Here is a 16,775-nt window from a genome sequence, read left to right as displayed (position 1 = left end):
GCGGTCGCTTTTCAATCGCGAAAATGGGGGCCCTTCGATCCGACCGCCAGCGCGGGTTTTTCAAAGCTTTGTGATAGGCGCACAGGCTGCGCGTTTATGGTTGACGTCCCTCTGCAAACACCCGCTGGACCAGAGGATTGCCGCCAATTCCATAGGCGAGTTCCGCCGGATGCCGGGCCCGCCAGATCGCGAGATCGGCTCGTTTGCCAGGCGCCAGGGTTCCGGCGTCATCGAGTCCCAACGCCTGGGCGGCGATGCGCGTGACCCCCGCCAGCGCCTCCTCGGGCGTCAGGCGGAAGAGAGTGCAGCCCATATTCATAGCGAGGAGGAGCGAGGTCATGGGCGAGGTGCCGGGATTGCAATCGGTCGCGAGGGCCATGGGGACGCCGGCGCCGCGCAGCGCTTCAACCGGCGGTAGCATCGTCTCGCGCAGGAAGTAAAACGCGCCGGGCAGCAGCACCGCAACGGTTCCGGCCTTGGCGAGAGCGGGCGCATCTTCAGGTTTCAGATATTCGAGATGGTCGGCGGAAAGGGCGCCGTATTTTGCGGCGAGCGCGGCGCCGCCAAGATCGGACAATTGCTCCGCATGAAGTTTCACGCGCAACCCAAGCGCTGTCGCTTTTTCAAAGACGCGTTCAATCTGTGAGGAAGAAAAGCCGACGCCTTCGCAGAAGCCGTCAACGGCGTCGGCAAGGTTTTCGCCGTGAATGGCGGGCATGATCTCGTCACAGACATAGGTGATGTAATCGTCGGCGCTGTTAAATTCCGGCGGTAAGGCATGCGCCGCAAGAAGCGTTGTCATCACTCGCACCGGACGTTCCTTCGCGAGCCGGCGCGCCGCGCGCAGCATTTTCATTTCATCTTCAAGCGTTAATCCGTAGCCGGATTTGATCTCGATGGTGGTCAGTCCTTCGGCGATGAGCGCATCCAGACGGGGAAGGGCCGCCTCGACGAGTTGATCTTCGCTCGCGGCGCGGGTGGCGCGCACGGTAGAGAGAATGCCGCCGCCGGCGCGGGCGATCTCTTCATAGGACCGGCCGAGCAATCGCGCCTCGAACTCCGATGCGCGCTCGCCCGCATAAACAAGGTGGGTGTGGCAGTCGATGAGGCCCGGCGTGATCAGGGCGCCGCCAAGATCCTCGGTTTGGCTCGACGCGCCGCCGGGTAGCTCCGCCATGGGGCCGGCATAGGCGATCCGGCCGTCTTTCACGGCAAGGGCGGCGTTTTCGACAAGGCCATAGGGCTCACCCGCCGCCATGGTCGCCAGTGTCGCATTGGTAAGGAGAAGATCGTGCATGGAGCGGGTTATAGGCAGGGCCGCGGCGGTTGGGAATGACGGCGCGGTTTTTGCTGATTTCAGGGCGGCGCAAGGTTAAGGTAGAAGCGGGGCGCCAGGGTGTCGACTGACCAAGGGTGAGACGTATGACGGCGGGAAATCAGTTGAAATCGGCATTTGCGGGCCTTCTTGCGTCCGGCGGGGCCGCGATGGCGCTGTTTGGCGCGGCGGCCAATGCCGAGACATTTAATCTCAGCGATGTGTCATTTCGGGACGTCACCGGGACCGTGGACATCAAAACCACCAGCGGCGACGAGATCGACATCACTATCCGTCAGGGTAAGACCTACGCTCCTCTGAAGCTCGAAGAAAAAGACGGCGTCCTGATCATCACCGGCGAGAAGTGGAAAGACCCGGAAGGTCTCGACTGCTGCGACCGCCGGATCACGCGCCAGTTTGAGCCGCGCGAAGGCCGCAAGCTATCCGACGGCGAGCCGGTCAATCAGGAGCTGTTTGACGCGTATCCGACCATTGAAATCCTGATGCCGTTTGAAGGCGATGTTGAGTTTATCGACGCCCGGGTGAAGCTCGCCATGCAGCGTCTCGGCGGGTCGCTCAATCTCGACGCCTGTTACGTCTATGGCGAGACCAGCGATCTGGGCGAGGCGGTGATCGGCGTTGTTCATGGCTCGCGCCTAGTGACCGGCAACGTCAAGGGCGGACTGGAAATTGATGTTTCCGGTGACGCGGATGTGCGCACCGGCGATGCGTCGATTGTCGATGTGGATATTGCGGGGCCGGGCGATGTGGTGCTCGGCGATGTTGACGGCATGCTCGATATTTCGATTGCGGGCTCCGGCCTTGTGCGCTCCACGCGCATGGACGGCCCCATGACTGTGCGGATCGCCGGTTCCGGCGCTGTTGCGGTCAAGGCGGGCCGCACCGACAAGCTGCGCGCCTTTATTGACGGTTCTGGCGGGATTTTCTTCCGCGGCGCCGTCACCCAACCGGAGCTGACTATGTATGGCTCGTCTGAGGTGCGCATGGACAGCGTCAATGGCCGCATCACCCGTCATGGGCGCGGCGGGACCGTTTATGTGAACGGCGTCAAGGTCGAAAACGACTAGGTTATATCCCATCCTGAATTTCAGTATGCGCCGCAACATGAAGTCTTGTTGCGCCGCCGACCCGATTCGCGCTCTAATGCGTTGAATTCCGGCGCTTCGCAGTTTGTCGGCGTCCGGAATATTTCCATAAAGACTGTTGCTCACGAAAAGAAAGCAACGAGACGAGGAGAGGGACGATGACAATATTGCTGACGAATTTAAGAAATGCGGTGATCACGGGCGTTGTGCTCGCCATGCTGGTGGCGGGTCTTTATCTGACGATGGGCGGCGCGCTGGACGCTAATTACTGGCGGTTCTTTTTCCGCTGGCTGCATGTCCTGTCCGGGGTGATGTGGATCGGTCTGCTCTGGTATTTCAACTTCGTGCAGATCCCGCTGATGCCGTCGATCCCGGATGAACAAAAACCAGCGGTCGGGAAACATATTGCGCCGGCGGCGCTGTGGTGGTTCCGCTGGGGCGCCATGTCGACCATTGCGACCGGGCTCATCCTCGCCATGCTCAACGGCTATATCGTGCAGGCGATGTCGCTCGGGCTTGCGAGCGGCGGCGTGATCAGAACGACCCTGATCGGCATCGGCATGTGGCTCGGGATCATCATGTGGTTCAATGTCTGGTTCATTATCTGGCCGAACCAGAAAAAGGCCCTCAACATCAACAACCAGTTTCCCGATCTTGCGGCGGACGCGAAGGCGGCCTCGGCGAGAACGGCGATGCTGTTCTCGCGGACCAACACCGTGCTCTCGATCCCCATGCTCTATTGCATGGTCGGAGCCCAAAACCTCTAAAATATGACCCCGGCGGCTTGGCGGCGGGCAGGAAATGACGGCGGGCCGTAAGGTCCGCCGTTTTTCGTTTGGGAGGGGCTTGAAACCCGGAAAAGCCGCCCCATATGGCTTCATATCTGCAAGATTATGAAGATATGCAGATGCGCGGCGGCATGATATTATGGTGGAGTTTCCGTTCGCCGCGCTGATGGAGAGAAATGGAATGCCTGGCCGAAATCTCGTCGCGAGAGAACTCGCCGAAATCTTCAAGATCATCGCCCATCCGGATCGCATCCGGATGATCGAGGAATTGCGGACCGGCGAAAAGGACGTGAACACCCTGGCCGAGACGCTCGACCTTCCGGGCGCCCGCGTATCGCAACATTTAAGCCTGATGCGCGCGCACCGTCTGGTCGAAGAACGCCGGGACGGGCGTCACCATTTTTATCATTTGATTCAGCCGGAGATCGCCGGCTGGATTGTTGACGGCCTGGATTTCGTGGAGGGCCGCCTCACCGGCCTTCCCAAATCCAGCATCTCACAAGCGCGGCGCCTGTGGACGGCGCCAGCGAAAGCAGCAAATTCCTGATGATGGAGAAAAACAAAATGCCCCGTTTCGCCGCCGGCGTCGTTCGCTTCCAGAATGAAGTCTATCCGGAGAAAAAAGACCTGTTCGAAAAACTGAGCAAAGGCCAGGAGCCCGAAGCGCTCTTTATAGCCTGTTCGGACAGCCGCGTTGAAACTGCGATGATCACCCAGACAGAACCGGGTGATCTTTTTATTGTCCGTAACGCCGGTAATATCGTGCCGCCCCATACAAGCCACACGGGCGGCATCACGGCGTCAATTGAGTTCGCGGTCGCCGCACTCAAGGTTCCGCATGTTGTTATCTGCGGTCATACAGAATGCGGCGCCATGAAAGGCGCGCTTAACCCGAGCTCGCTGGAGGGTCTTCCTCACGTCAAGGAATGGCTCGGCTATTCAACGGCCGCGGTCGAGGTCGTCAACGCTCTTGGCGAAAAACTCAGCGACCAGGAGCGCATGCATATGCTGCTGGAGCAGAATGTCATTCTTCAGCTTCAGCATTTGAAGACGCACCCGAAGGTAGCGATGCGGCTGGCTAAGGGCGATTTGCAGCTCCATGGCTGGGTTTATGACATCAAGACCGGCGGCGTGAACGCTTATGATGAAAAGCAGGAGAAATTCCTGCCCGTCGATGTGCGTTATGCGGCGGAGATGGCGAAGCTCGCGACAAGCGGATGTGCGGCGTAACATTAAAAGAATTTCGGAGAAAACTTATGGCTACTACAGACGCCCCACAGCGGGCGCCATTCTTTGACTTATCCAATATGCGCGGCGATGTTTTCGGTGGCCTGACCGCCGGCGTCGTTGCGCTCCCCTTGGCCCTCGCCTTTGGCGAGGCTTCCGGCGCCGGCCCCATCGCCGGTCTTTGGGGCGCGATCTTTGTGGGCTTTTTCGCCGCGTTGTTCGGCGGTACGGGCGCGCAGGTGTCGGGCCCAACAGGCCCCATGGTTGTCGTCTTTGCTGGTGTGTTCGCATCCCTCAGCGGCAACCCGGCGCTGGTCTTCGCCGCCGTCGTGCTCGCCGGGCTCATTCAGATCCTGTTCGGCGTGTTCAAGCTCGGCCAATATATCCGGCTGGTGCCCTATCCGGTGATATCCGGTTTCATGAGCGGCATCGGCTGTATTATCATCGCGCTGCAATTATCGCGGCTGTTCGGGCACGAGCCCGATGGCGGCGGCACCATCCCGGCGCTGACCGCCATTCCGGGCGCGATCATAGACCCGAACTGGGCGGCGCTGACGATTGGCGCGGCGACCCTCGCGATCATTTTCGCTTGGCCGAAAGCCTGGGCGAAATTCGTGCCCGGCGCGCTCGCCGCGCTGGTGATCGGCACGCTGATGAGCCTTGTGATTAAAGGCGCGCCGATCCTCGGCGACATCCCGACGGGGTTTCCGTCCTTCATCATGCCGGCCTTTTCGCAGTCCACCTTCCTGATCGTGCTGGAGGCGGCGTTCATTCTTGCGGTGCTCGGCGCTATCGACTCGCTGCTGACGTCGCTTGTCGCCGACAACATGACGCGCACGCGTCATAATTCGGACCGCGAACTGATCGGGCAGGGGATCGGCAACACTGTCGCCGGTCTGTTCGGCGCCATTCCCGGCGCCGGCGCCACGATGCGCACCGTCGTCAATATCCGCACCGGCGGCCAGACAAAACTGTCCGGCATGCTGCATGCGGCGCTGCTTCTCGCGGTTGTCGTCAGCCTGTCGCCCTTAGCCTCGCAAATTCCTCATGCGGTGCTGGCGGGCATTCTCGTCAAGGTGGGTTACGACATTGTCGACTTCGCCTATCTGAAGCGCGCTCATAAAGGCCCGCGCTGGGATCTTGCGCTGATGGCGCTGGTGCTCGGCCTCACGGTCTTTGTGGACCTCATCACCGCTGTCGCTGTCGGCGTGGTTCTGGCGGCGCTGGCCTTCGTCAAGAAGATGGCGGACGACCAGCTCACAAATTTCCGCGCCGGAGACCCGACGCTCGAATCCGAAGAGGAGCGTGAACTTCTCGCCCGGGCGAAAAAACGCGTGATGCTGTTCGATTTCGGCGGACCGTTGAGCTTTGGAGCGGCCGCGGATCTCGGTCACCATGTGCGCGAACGCGTAAGGGAACATGCAAGCGCCATCGTGCTTGATTTTTCCCGTGTGCCGTTTCTCGACGTGTCGGCCGCGCGAGCGGTTGAGACGATCGCCTGCGACGCAAAACAGGCGGGTAAAACGGTCTATGTCACCGGTCTGAATGACAAGGTGACAGGCGTGCTCGCCGGGCTTAACGCGGATCACTGCCTGCCGGCTGATACGCGTTATAAAACCCGCATCGAAGCGCTGCGCGCGGCGGTCGCGGAAGTTACATCCGGAGATGCGGGGGGAGAACCCGCGGCGCATGGAGCCGCACAACCGGCCTAGGCCGGCGCAGTTTCACACACCAAGAGCCGGCGCCTTTCGGGGCGCCGGTTTTTTATTGCGCGCAAGCGGCTTTCCGGCTGCGCGTTGGAGCCTTATCAATGAAGGATGGCCGACGGCGCATCCACACCGGCGCGGCGATTGCCGCCCGCCTTCAAGAACTGGTTCGCCTCGCGCGGCTGGAAAGCGCGCGGACACCAGCTCGATTGTCTTGCGGCGGATCGCGAAGGTCTTTCGTGGCTGTTGATTGCGCCGACCGGCGGCGGCAAGACGCTCGCCGGTTTCCTGCCGAGCCTTGTGGAGCTGTCAGAAAGAAAAACAACGCCGCCAAAGGAACGTCTACACACGCTTTACATTTCGCCGCTGAAAGCGCTGGCCGTCGATGTCGCCCGCAATGTGGGAACGCCGGTGGCGGAAATGGGCCTCGATATTACGATTGAAACGCGCACCGGCGACACGCCTGCCGCGCGGCGCCAGCGTCAGAAATGCCTGCCGCCGGACATTTTGATGACGACGCCGGAAAGTCTTTCCATTCTCATCGCGTCGCCGGACGCGCGCGAATACTTCAAGGGGTTGAAGCGAGTCATCCTCGATGAATTGCACGCCATAATCCCGAACAAGCGCGGCCATTTATTATCGCTTGCCCTGGCGCGGCTGCGCATGCTGGCGCCGGAAGTTCGGTTTTGCGGGCTCTCGGCGACCGTGCCGGACGCAAAACCGCTGATCGATTATCTGACGCCGCAAAACCGCGAAGGGGTGAAGTCGGCGAAACTGATCCGCGGCAAGGCGGGCGCCACGCCGCAGGTCGATGTGCTGATGTCGGAAGAACGCATCCCCTGGTCCGGCCATACCGGGCGGCACGCGTTTCAGGAAGTCTATGAGAAAATCAGGGAAGCGAAGATGACGCTGGTCTTCGTCAATACGCGGAGCCAGGCGGAGATCACTTTCGCCTCGCTGTGGCGCATCAATGACGATAATTTGCCCATCGCGCTTCACCACGGCTCCCTCGAAGTCGACCGCCGCCGCAAGGTCGAGGCGGCGATGACGCGCGGCGAGTTACGCGCGGTCGTCTGCACCTCGACCCTCGATCTCGGCATTGACTGGGGCGATGTTGATCTCGTTATCCAGATGGGCGCGCCCAAAGGCGCCTCGCGCCTGACCCAGCGGATCGGCCGCGCCAATCACCGCATGAACGAGCCGTCGCGCGCGCTGCTCGCGCCCGCGAACCGCATGGAGGTGCTGGAATGTATCGCCGCGAAGCAAGCGCTGGAGGAGGGCGCGCTGGATGGCGACCCGCCGCGTAAAGGCACGCTCGACGTGCTGGCGCAACATATTCTCGGCATGGCGGTCGCTGAGCCCTTTGACGCCGACGCACTTTATACCGAAATACGCACCGCGTCGCCTTACGCCGATCTGCCGCGCAAGGATTTCGATGACGCGGTCGAGTTCGTCGCCAATGGCGGTTACGCGCTGAAGCGCTACGATCGTTTCCGACGCATCGTCAAAACCGCGGACGGAACCTATCGTGTGCGCGACAAGCTCGCGATCCAGCAATACAAGATGAATGTGGGGACGATCACCGCCGCTGAGGAAATCAATGTCCGGCTTGCTTCCTCGCGCGGGCCAAAGAGACCGGGCCGCAAACTCGGCACGGCGGAGGAATGGTTTTTTGAAACATTGAATGTGGGCGATGCGTTTTATTTCGCCGGCGAGGTGCTGCGCCTTGAACGCATTGAAGGCAATGACGCCATCGTCACGCGCACCAGCGCGGAGTCGCCGAAACTGCCGAGCTGGGGCGGCAATAAATATCCCTGGTCCACCTATCTCGCCGACCGAGTGCGTCACATGATTTACAATGTGGATGACTGGAGCGCCTATCCGGAACAGGTGCGCGACTGGCTCGAAAAACAGCGCGAGGTGGCGCATATTCCAAAGCCCGATGAGCTGATGGTGGAGACCTTTCCCTATCAGGGGCGCAACTTCCTTGTCGCCTATTCCTTTGAGGGCTGGCTGGCACATCAGACATTGGGAATGCTGGTGACGCGTCGTCTCGAACGCCTCGGCAAACAGCCTATCGGTTTTGTGCCGACGGAATACGCGCTCTCGGTCTGGTCGCGTCAGGATATGAGCGACGTCGATATGGCGGCGCTGTTCGATGAAGACATGCTCGGCGATGACCTTGAGGCGTGGACGTCGGAGGCGGTGGTGATGAAGCGCACCTTCCGCAACTGCGCGCTGATCGCCGGGCTCATTGAAAAGAAATATCCCGGTCAGGAAAAAACCGGTCGACAGGTCTCGTTTTCTGCGGACTTGATCTATGACGTGTTGCGCGAGCACGAGCCCGATCATCTTTTGTTGCGTGCTGCTTGGGATGATGCGGCGGGCGGCTTTATGGATATTGCGCGTTTGCAGGCGACCCTGACCCGGGCGAGGGGACGCGTCGTTCATTCGCCTTTGGATCGCGTGTCTCCGCTCGCCGTGCCGGTGATGCTGGAGATTGGCCGCGAAAGCGTCGCGCGGTCCGCATCGGAGGAGATGTTGAAAGCTGCTTCCGACGACCTCATTGCCACGGCGATGGGGAAGATTTAGTCGCTTGCTTCACTCCAGCGAAGTTCGCTTGCATCAACAACATTGCTGCCCATACATTCTATGAACACGGCTTTCATTTGATCCTTATGAGGTTGCCATCGCTGAGGGTCGACATTGGGATTCATATTATCAGCGAGAAATACCCATTCTACGAATTGTTCAACTGTTACAGGACCGTTGTCCGGAATAATGTCTCGCACATGTAATGGCCTTCCACGTTTTATGCATCCACAGTACCCCATACCCACACAGACCTTGTCCATGAGGGCGTTAAAACCAGTCTTTGTTATCATGTGATGCTACCGGTCATAACCGGCCTTTTCTTCGACGAGAATCTGCGCCATCTTAGCAGCCTATGCAACCCAGCATTTACTTCTGTAATGAGTCTTTAACGCTTGATCCCCTCGGCGCCATCTACTGGGCGCGCGAGCAAACACTGATCGTTTCGGACCTGCATTTTGAAAAAGGGTCGAGCTTCGCCGAACGCGGGGTGATGCTGCCGCCTTACGATACGCGCACGACTTTAATGCGCCTTGCCGCGCTGATGCGGCGCTACAAGCCGAAGCGGGTTATCTCTCTTGGCGACGCCTTCCATGATGGCGGCGCTGAAGACCGCATGGATGATGAAGATGCGGCGAGCCTTGAAAGCCTGATCGGCGCGACTGAATGGATTTGGATTCTCGGCAATCACGATCCCGAACCGCCGAAGCGATTCGCCGCTGAAACGACCTTCCGCAAGAGGCTTGGTGCGCTCGTCTTTCGTCACGAGCCGAAAGCGGGTCAGGCCAGGGGCGAGATTGCCGGGCACCTTCACCCATGTGCGCGCGTCATTTCGGAAGGCCGTTCACTGCGCCGGCGTTGTTTCGCCGTGGGCGAGGACCGGATGATCATGCCGGCCATGGGCGCCTATACGGGCGGGCTGAATATTCTTGATGAGGCCTATGCGCCTGTGTTCACAAAGCCTGTCGCCTGGGTCATGGGCGCTGAAGGCGTTTATCCCATCGCCAGTGAAAATCTGGCGCCGGATTATCAGGGGCGTATGCGCGAACAACGCGCCTGAATCGCCTTGCCCCAATAACGCGAAAAATACATCGCTTGTGATGAATTCGGGCGGTTTTTTGAGGTTTGGTGAATAGTTATCCACCACTTCCCGCGAGGCCTTATGCTTCTTCCCGTTGCCGGACTGAGGCCGAAACGAAGGCGGGCGAAAACATCATTCGCCGCTGAAATTCGAAAAGCGGCCCTGACGGCGGCGCGATGCGGAGCGAGAGCGCCGCGTCAGGCTCTTTGACATCGTTGGATAGAATGCTGCCCCGGCGCCAGGCTGCGCGCCCTGCGGCCGGGTTGGATGAATATTCCAAATGGCGCCAGACTCGCCTGCACACCGCAAAAAATAAGGGGTCAGGCAAGGCGCGAAGGGGCCTACAGCGTCACCAGATCCGTATGCGCAAAGCCCTTTGAGTAATCGAGGACGGAGATCACCTTTGGCGTTACGCGGAAAACGGCGACGTCCTCGAATTTAGGCGGCTCAAAGGGAATGCCTTTTTGTTCGGGATAGTTCGAGAACATAAGGCCCATCATCGTCATGCCTTCCGCCCGGTCGGTGATCCGCTCCGCATGCGCCGCCATGGAGAGGCCCTTGATGTCAATTAACTGATCCGCATCGCTGTCGATGGTCAGCGACACCCGGTTGTCCTTGGCAAGATTGGCTGCCTTCTGGCTATCCGTCCCGCATACGAAATATAGAATCAGCCCCTCATTGGCGTAGCCCACGGTTGTAGCCTGGGGCCAGCCGTCGGGCCGGAGGGTCGCGATGGTCATAATCCGGTGCTTGCTGAGAAGAGAGAGAATCTGCTTTTTAAGGGCTTGGTCCATGGTTTCCTCCGCCGCGCGCTATGCCCCGCGCAGACTGGATTTTCTTACCCCGTTCGACCTTATGATCTATATCAAAGCGGGTCTGTTGACATCCCCCGGTGCGTTGACTATCTCCCGCGGCTCCGGATCAATTGAAAGCCCGTTGAAAGCATATCGCCATGAAAGTCCGTTCGTCGCTTAAGTCATTGAAAAACCGTCACAAAGACTGCCAGGTGGTGCGCCGCAAGGGCCGCGTCTATGTGATCAACAAGACCCAGCGCCGCTTCAAGGCGAAGCAGGCTTAACGCCTCTTCACGCGCAATTGGCGCGAAATTCCTTGGTTTTTAAGGGTTTAAGGATTAGGCTTTCGCTCATGCGAGGGCCTTTTTTCTTGATTCTGTTCAGCCTGGCGGCGGCGATGCCGGCCGCTGCGGATCAGACCGATCCGCGTCTCGACGCCTTGTTCGAGGAGCTTCGGGTTGGCGACGCCCACCGGGCGGAGGAAAACACGGCCCGGATCATCGACATCTGGTCGGACAGCCAGAGCGACACGGTGGACCTGCTTTATGAGCGGGCCAATCTTGCCGCCAATAATGGCGCGTTCGATCTGTCGCTGGCGCTGCTTGACCATGTGACGGGCCTCGCGCCGAATTTCGCGCAAGGCTATGCGCTGCGCGGCACGGTGCGGCTGACGACCGACGACCGGGCAGGGGCGATTGAGGATTTCTCCAAGGCGCTGGAGCTTGAGCCGCGCCAGTTCGAGGTGCGCACGGTACTCGCCGAACTCCTGCTTTCCGGCGGGGAAGACCGCGCCGCCTATGAGATGTTCCAGAAGGCGCTCGAATGGAACCCCCATGACGACAACGCGCGCCAGCGCGCCCGCGAGCTTCGCCGGGAAATCGACGGCCAGGAAATCTAGGTCTTTTCACTGACGCCCGATTTAGTTTTCCACCTGTGGAAGGTTCACGCTTGGCCTTTGCCGCGAGCATTTCTATTCCTTGAGGTCCCGTAGGGAGCGGAAAACTATTCCGTATCCGGACGGTTGGCATCAGGCTTTCAAGGAGCGGCTTCAGTGGCGGACGGATCAGCAGCAAGTGTCGAAGGCGCAACCACCATCGCGGCGGATCGCCTGCGGTCTTTCATCGAACGCGTCGAGCGCCTCGAAGAAGACAAGGCTGCGGTGATGAACGACATCAAGGAAGTCTACGCCGAAGCCAAGAGCGACGGCTATGACGTTAAGACGCTGCGCCAGGTCGTGCGGATTCGCAAAATGGAAAAAGCCGACCGCCAGGAACAGGAAGCCATGCTTGAGCTATATCTCGCGGCGCTTGGCGAAGTCTAGAGCGTAGCGAAAGCGCACTGACACGAGGGCACGGGCAATGACTGAGAATATTCTGGCGCCGGCGGCGGTACTGATATTGTGGTCATTGATCATGCTTGTCTGGATGGCGGTTGTCCGGTTCGCTGCATTTTCGAAGTCCGGCGTTGACGTGAAGAACGCAAAACCGGGCGGGCGCGGCTCGGACCTCGAGGGCGTTTTGCCAGACCGCGTCATGTGGAAAGCGCACAACTATGCGCACCTCATGGAACAGCCGACGATCTTTTATGCGGCGGTTCTGATCCTCCATGCGGCCGGCGCGGCTACGTCAATGGCGATCAGCCTTGCCTGGGCGTACACGGTTCTTCGGATTGCGCACAGCCTCTGGCAAGCGACGGTGAACACCATCATACCTGTGCGCTTTGGTCTGTTTTTGCTGGCGACAAGTTGCCTTTTGGTCCTGTCCGTGATGGCGGTCGCCGCGACGCTGTAAAATCCGTTAGCTTGCGCGTTTGATTTCCAGATCGTGCTCACGCAATTTGCGATAAAGCGTCGAACGGCCCATGCCGAGGCGGCGGGCGACTTCGGACATCTTGCCTTCATAGGTTTCGATGGCGAGTTCGATCAGATCTTTCTCGATGTCCTGCAGGGAGCGCAGATGGCCTTCGCGGTCGAAGATCGCGACCACTTCCGCCTCGGCGCCCGACGCCGCCGGCCGCGTGACGACGCTGGCGCCTTCATTTGCGGCGTCCTGTGCGGCTTCGTCACCGAGCAGCGGCGGTCCTGATTCAATGCCCGCCGCCTGAAATTCGTCGGCGAGAAGCGGGAAGTCATCGGCGGAAAGATAGGGATTGTCCGCAAGCACTACAGCGCGAAAGATCGTGTTTTCCAGCTGGCGGACATTGCCCGGCCAGTTGAACGACGTCAGCACTTCCAGCACTTCATGACGGACACCGCGCACGTCGCGGCGTTCTTCCGCGTTGTAGCGCTGGATAAAGTGATCGATCAGCGCGGGAATGTCTTCGCGGCGATCGCGCAGGCCCGGGATCTCCACCGGGAAAACATTGAGACGATAGAACAGGTCTTCGCGGAAGCGGCCCGCTTTGACTTCTTCGCTCAAGTCGCGATTGGTCGCGGAGATAACACGCACATCGACCTTGATTGGGCGCTTCGATCCAATCGGATCGACTTCGCCTTCCTGCAGAACGCGCAGCAGTTTCACCTGCATGTCAGCGGGAAGTTCGCCCACTTCGTCGAGGAAGATGGTGCCAGTGTCGGCTTCCTGAAACTTGCCCACATGCTTGGCGCTGGCGCCCGTGAAGGATCCTTTTTCGTGACCGAAGAGAATGCTTTCGACGAGGTTCTCAGGAATGGCGCCGCAATTGACAGTGATGAACGGACGGCCGGCGCGATCGGACGAGCCCTGAATGGCGCGGGCGACCATTTCCTTGCCGGTGCCGCTTTCCCCGGTGATGAGGATCGGAATGTTCGAGGCTGCGGCGCGCTCGCCGAGCTTCATGACATGGCGCAGCGCCTGTGACTCGCCGACAAGGTCTTTAAAGCCCATGGCGCCTTCGCGCTTGCGCTTGAGACGAGAGACTTCGCCCTGAAGGGTCGTGATGTTCAGCGCGTTCTGGATCGACACGATGACGCGTTCGGGCGAGGCCGGCTTCACGAAAAAGTCTGCGGCGCCGGACTGCATCGCTTCAACGACGGTGTCGATGCCGCCTTGCGCGGTCAGGACGATAACGGGCAGGTCTTCGCGGAATGATTTTGCGCGCTTCAGCGTTTCCATGCCGCCAAGGCCGGGCATTCTGAGATCCAGCATCATCAGCGCAACTTCAGAGCCCTGCTGGCTTTGCAACAGCGACAAGGCGCTTTCACCATTCGCCGCCTGCAGGACAGGGTAGCCCGCTTTCTCGCACACAGCGCGCATCAGGCGGCGCTGCGTCGGATCATCATCGACGATTAGGATAGTTTTCACCATGAGAGGCGGACCCTTCTGACAAAGATTACACGCGGGAAGGAAAATGGCTGACTGAGGTAAAGATCGGTTTAACCCGTATCATTACGAAACGGTTTCAGCGGGTCTGCGGGTAATGATTTGTTTACGGATTAATAAAGTGTTTACGATGTATAACGGGCTTGCCTCGGCGCTTTTGGCCGGACGCCGGGAGGGGGCGGCGATCGGGCGCGCTACATTGCGCTCTTTGCCTGCCGCGAAGGATCGTCTATCGACATGGAAGAAGCTGAAGGCCGCTCCCCAATGTCTGAGAAAACATCCGAAAAGAAACCCGACGCGAAACCGCAACAAAAAGACCTGATCCGCCCCTTGAGCGCGCTGGGCGGGCAAAAACCCCCTGCGCCGGACTGGTTTGAAAAGGCGCTCGCCGCCCCGTCCGAGGAGGGCGCGGTGGAGGTCGCTGGCGCGCGCATCCGCTACTCCGTCTGGGGCGAGGATGACGGCGAGAAAGCCGGGCGCGGGCTGCTTTTCGTCCATGGCGGCCGGGCGCATCGCAATTGGTGGCGGCCATTTGCGCCGTTCTTTTCGGAAAATCGCCGGGTCGCGGCGCTCGATCTCTCCGGAATGGGCGATTCTGACTGGCGGGAGGATTATTCCCTCGATCTATATGTCGATGAGGTTTTCGCGGTGATCGACAAGGCGGGCCTCGCCGCCCGGGGCCGGCCCGTGGTCGTGGGACATTCCTTTGGCGGGTGGGTGACGCTCGCCGCCGTGGAGCGAGAGGGCGAAAAGCTCGGCGGCGCAGTGGTGGTGGACTCGCCGCTCGGCGTGCCAGACCCCCATGAGGGCTACACCGTCATTAAACCCAAGCCCGACGAGGCTGGGGAAAAACGCAGCGCCCATATCTATCCCAGCAAAGAGGAAATGATTGAACGCTTCAGGCTGCTTCCGAACCAGCCGGCGGAACATCTTTATTTAATTGACTATATCGCCCGCGAGGGCCTGCGCCCGGCGCAACCGTCCGAATGCGGCGCGCAAAAAGGCGAAGGCTGGACCTGGAAATTCGACCCGGGCGACCGGCGCGGTTTTGAAATTCATTTCGAACGCGATCTCCTGCGCGCGGCGCGGTGTCCGCTGGCCTTCATCTATGGGGAAAAGTCCATGTTCGCCGGCGGCGACGGGATTTCCCATCTGAGGGAGCAGGCGCGCGGGCGCTCGCCCTTTGTCATGATGCCCGAGGCGCATCACCATCTGATGATGGACCAGCCGCTGGCCTTCGTTTCGGCGCTCAGAACCTTGTTATCGGCCTGGCCGGTGCGTTTCGGCGTCTAGACCGCTCTCGCGATAGATGAGACCATGGCGGCTGAGAAGACTTGCCCAAGTCCTTGAATTCCGCCAAAAGACGGGAAAATCTAGATACGGGGTTACCATGACTGACGAAGCCATTCAGCGCACGCAAGACGCCGAAGAGCACAAGAAATCCTATGAATCGATTATGGGCGCGGCGACCGAGATCGGCGTTCCGTTCTCCATGGCGCTGGCCATGTTTTTCACGGGGCTGGTGACGCGGTCAGGCGTCCTTATGGCGATCCTCATGGCGGTCGTGGTTTATATTCTCGCCCATGTCGTCGTGAAGATGTTTTTCTCGCACCACGAATAGGGCCGCTTTCCGCGCCCCGGAGGTCTGATGAAACTAGCCGTTCTGAAAGAGACGCGGTCCGGCGAGACCCGGGTTGCGGCGACGCAGGAGACCGTCAAAAAATTCATTAGTCTCGGCGCATCGGTGGTGGTTCAGTCCGGCGCCGGAGAGGCTGCGCGTTTTGCCGACGCTGATTATCAGTCGGCCGGCGCCTCGATTAGCCCAAGCGCGGCGGACGCCGCACAGGGCGCGGACATCATCCTCAAAGTGCTTGCGCCGTCATCCGAAGAGCTGCGTGTTATTGGACGCGGCTCGAAACTGATCGCGATCCTTTCCGCATATAAAGACCCGGATTCTGTCGCGGCTTACGCGCGGCTTGGCGTTGACGCCATGGCGATGGAGCTGATGCCGCGCATCACCCGCGCGCAGTCCATGGATGTTCTCTCCTCGCAATCGAACCTTGCGGGCTACAAGGCGGTGATTGACGCCGCCGCCTATTATGGCCGCGCGCTGCCGATGATGATGACGGCGGCGGGCACGATTGCCCCGGCGAAAGTTTTCATTATGGGCGCGGGCGTCGCCGGACTTCAGGCGATTGCAACCGCGCGCCGTCTCGGCGCCGTCGTCTCCGCGACCGATGTGCGCTTCGCCGCCAAGGAACAGGTGAACTCCCTCGGCGCGACCTTTGTCACCGTCGATGAAGAGGCGATGAAAGAAGCCGAGACTGAAGGCGGTTACGCCAAGGAAATGTCGCAGGACTTCCAGAGCCGTCAGGCGGAATTTGTCGCCGGCCATATCGCCAAACAGGACATCGTCATCACGACGGCGCTGATCCCCGGCCGCCCGGCACCGAAGCTCGTTTCCGCCGACATGGTGCGGTCCATGAAGCCGGGCTCGGTGATCGTCGATCTAGCGGTCGAGGCGGGCGGCAATGTGGAATTGTCGCGCGCTGGTGAGGCGATTGAGACCGGCGGCGTCACTATTCTCGGCTTCAACAATGTGCCGGGGCGTTTGGCGGCGGATGCGTCGAGCCTTTACGCGCGCAACATCTATAATTTCATCGCCGCCTTCTTCGACAAGGATACGAAATCGCTCGACGCCGATCCGGAAGACGCGATCATCAAGGCGATCACGCTGACCCGTGGCGGCGCGGTGGTGCATGAGGCGTTCGCAGCGAAAGAAGAAGCTGAACCGGTCCTCGAAGCTGAAGCAGAGCCGGACGACGCGCCGGAGGATACGACCGACGCCGAGGATGAAGATTAATTCT

At 60.1% G+C, this 16,775-nt stretch carries 17 protein-coding genes; 14 read left to right on the top strand and 3 right to left on the bottom strand.

What is annotated here, in order from left to right; translation table 11 throughout:
• Positions 1-94 precede the first annotated feature (94 nt).
• The gene (hutI, locus tag ACFOOP_RS16900; RefSeq protein WP_379882323.1) at positions 95-1,297 is read right to left on the bottom strand and encodes an imidazolonepropionase; all 1,203 of its coding nucleotides are present in this window, start codon (positions 1,295-1,297) and stop codon (positions 95-97) included.
• Between the two features lie 125 nt (positions 1,298-1,422).
• Between hutI and ACFOOP_RS16895 the strand changes: the two genes are divergently transcribed.
• From ACFOOP_RS16895 to pdeM, 7 genes are all read left to right on the top strand, one after another.
• The gene (locus tag ACFOOP_RS16895) at positions 1,423-2,403 is read left to right on the top strand and encodes a hypothetical protein (RefSeq protein ID WP_379882322.1); all 981 of its coding nucleotides are present in this window, start codon (positions 1,423-1,425) and stop codon (positions 2,401-2,403) included.
• A gap of 176 nt (positions 2,404-2,579) precedes the next feature.
• A complete protein-coding gene (locus tag ACFOOP_RS16890) occupies positions 2,580-3,188 on the top strand; it encodes a hypothetical protein (protein ID WP_379882321.1) in 609 nt (202 codons plus the stop codon).
• 202 nt (positions 3,189-3,390) lie between these two features.
• A complete protein-coding gene (locus ACFOOP_RS16885; protein WP_379882320.1) occupies positions 3,391-3,756 on the top strand; it encodes an ArsR/SmtB family transcription factor in 366 nt (121 codons plus the stop codon).
• A gap of 17 nt (positions 3,757-3,773) precedes the next feature.
• On the top strand, positions 3,774-4,439 hold the full coding sequence (locus ACFOOP_RS16880; RefSeq protein WP_379882319.1) for a carbonic anhydrase: 666 nt from the start codon (positions 3,774-3,776) through the stop codon (positions 4,437-4,439).
• 26 nt (positions 4,440-4,465) lie between these two features.
• Positions 4,466-6,148 (top strand): SulP family inorganic anion transporter, encoded by a 1,683-nt coding sequence (locus ACFOOP_RS16875; RefSeq protein WP_379882318.1) that lies wholly within the window; start codon positions 4,466-4,468, stop codon positions 6,146-6,148.
• 105 nt (positions 6,149-6,253) lie between these two features.
• Positions 6,254-8,734 carry a ligase-associated DNA damage response DEXH box helicase gene (locus ACFOOP_RS16870; protein WP_379882317.1) on the top strand — a complete coding sequence of 827 codons (2,481 nt, stop codon included), beginning with the start codon at positions 6,254-6,256 and terminating at the stop codon, positions 8,732-8,734.
• A gap of 355 nt (positions 8,735-9,089) precedes the next feature.
• On the top strand, positions 9,090-9,794 hold the full coding sequence (gene pdeM, locus ACFOOP_RS16865) for a ligase-associated DNA damage response endonuclease PdeM (protein WP_379882316.1): 705 nt from the start codon (positions 9,090-9,092) through the stop codon (positions 9,792-9,794).
• Between the two features lie 362 nt (positions 9,795-10,156).
• On the opposite strand, the gene ACFOOP_RS16860 is transcribed toward pdeM, so the two are convergent.
• On the bottom strand, positions 10,157-10,609 hold the full coding sequence (locus ACFOOP_RS16860) for a pyridoxamine 5'-phosphate oxidase family protein (RefSeq protein ID WP_379882315.1): 453 nt from the start codon (positions 10,607-10,609) through the stop codon (positions 10,157-10,159).
• Between the two features lie 158 nt (positions 10,610-10,767).
• Between ACFOOP_RS16860 and ykgO the strand changes: the two genes are divergently transcribed.
• The 4 genes from ykgO (at position 10,768) to ACFOOP_RS16840 (ending at position 12,399) form a co-directional block, all read left to right on the top strand.
• Positions 10,768-10,893: a type B 50S ribosomal protein L36 gene (gene ykgO / locus ACFOOP_RS16855; RefSeq protein ID WP_379882314.1), complete on the top strand. Its 126-nt coding sequence runs from the start codon at positions 10,768-10,770 to the stop codon at positions 10,891-10,893.
• Positions 10,894-10,979: 86 nt separating this feature from the next.
• Positions 10,980-11,507, top strand: coding sequence for a tetratricopeptide repeat protein (locus tag ACFOOP_RS16850; RefSeq protein WP_379882312.1), 528 nt, complete (start codon positions 10,980-10,982; stop codon positions 11,505-11,507).
• Between the two features lie 153 nt (positions 11,508-11,660).
• Positions 11,661-11,930 carry a DUF2312 domain-containing protein gene (locus tag ACFOOP_RS16845; RefSeq protein ID WP_379882311.1) on the top strand — a complete coding sequence of 90 codons (270 nt, stop codon included), beginning with the start codon at positions 11,661-11,663 and terminating at the stop codon, positions 11,928-11,930.
• Between the two features lie 37 nt (positions 11,931-11,967).
• The gene (locus tag ACFOOP_RS16840; protein ID WP_379882310.1) at positions 11,968-12,399 is read left to right on the top strand and encodes an MAPEG family protein; all 432 of its coding nucleotides are present in this window, start codon (positions 11,968-11,970) and stop codon (positions 12,397-12,399) included.
• A 6-nt stretch (positions 12,400-12,405) separates the two neighbouring features.
• Here the strand turns inward: ACFOOP_RS16840 and ACFOOP_RS16835 are convergent, their stop codons facing one another.
• Positions 12,406-13,893 (bottom strand): sigma-54-dependent transcriptional regulator, encoded by a 1,488-nt coding sequence (locus tag ACFOOP_RS16835; protein WP_379882309.1) that lies wholly within the window; start codon positions 13,891-13,893, stop codon positions 12,406-12,408.
• Positions 13,894-14,172: 279 nt separating this feature from the next.
• Between ACFOOP_RS16835 and ACFOOP_RS16830 the strand changes: the two genes are divergently transcribed.
• From ACFOOP_RS16830 to ACFOOP_RS16820, 3 genes are all read left to right on the top strand, one after another.
• Complete coding sequence (locus ACFOOP_RS16830; RefSeq protein WP_379882308.1) at positions 14,173-15,201, top strand: alpha/beta fold hydrolase; 1,029 nt, start codon at positions 14,173-14,175, stop codon at positions 15,199-15,201.
• A 97-nt stretch (positions 15,202-15,298) separates the two neighbouring features.
• On the top strand, positions 15,299-15,529 hold the full coding sequence (locus ACFOOP_RS16825; RefSeq protein WP_379882307.1) for a hypothetical protein: 231 nt from the start codon (positions 15,299-15,301) through the stop codon (positions 15,527-15,529).
• Positions 15,530-15,556: 27 nt separating this feature from the next.
• Positions 15,557-16,771, top strand: a complete 1,215-nt coding sequence (locus tag ACFOOP_RS16820) for a Re/Si-specific NAD(P)(+) transhydrogenase subunit alpha (protein ID WP_379882305.1) — start codon at positions 15,557-15,559, stop codon at positions 16,769-16,771.
• Positions 16,772-16,775: the final 4 nt, after the last annotated feature.

Source organism: Hyphococcus aureus, from assembly GCF_042643165.1.
GTDB lineage: Bacteria > Pseudomonadota > Alphaproteobacteria > Caulobacterales > Parvularculaceae > Hyphococcus > Hyphococcus aureus.
The sequence above is the reverse complement of the archived record's forward strand: the minus strand, read 5'-3'. Positions and strand labels throughout refer to the sequence as shown.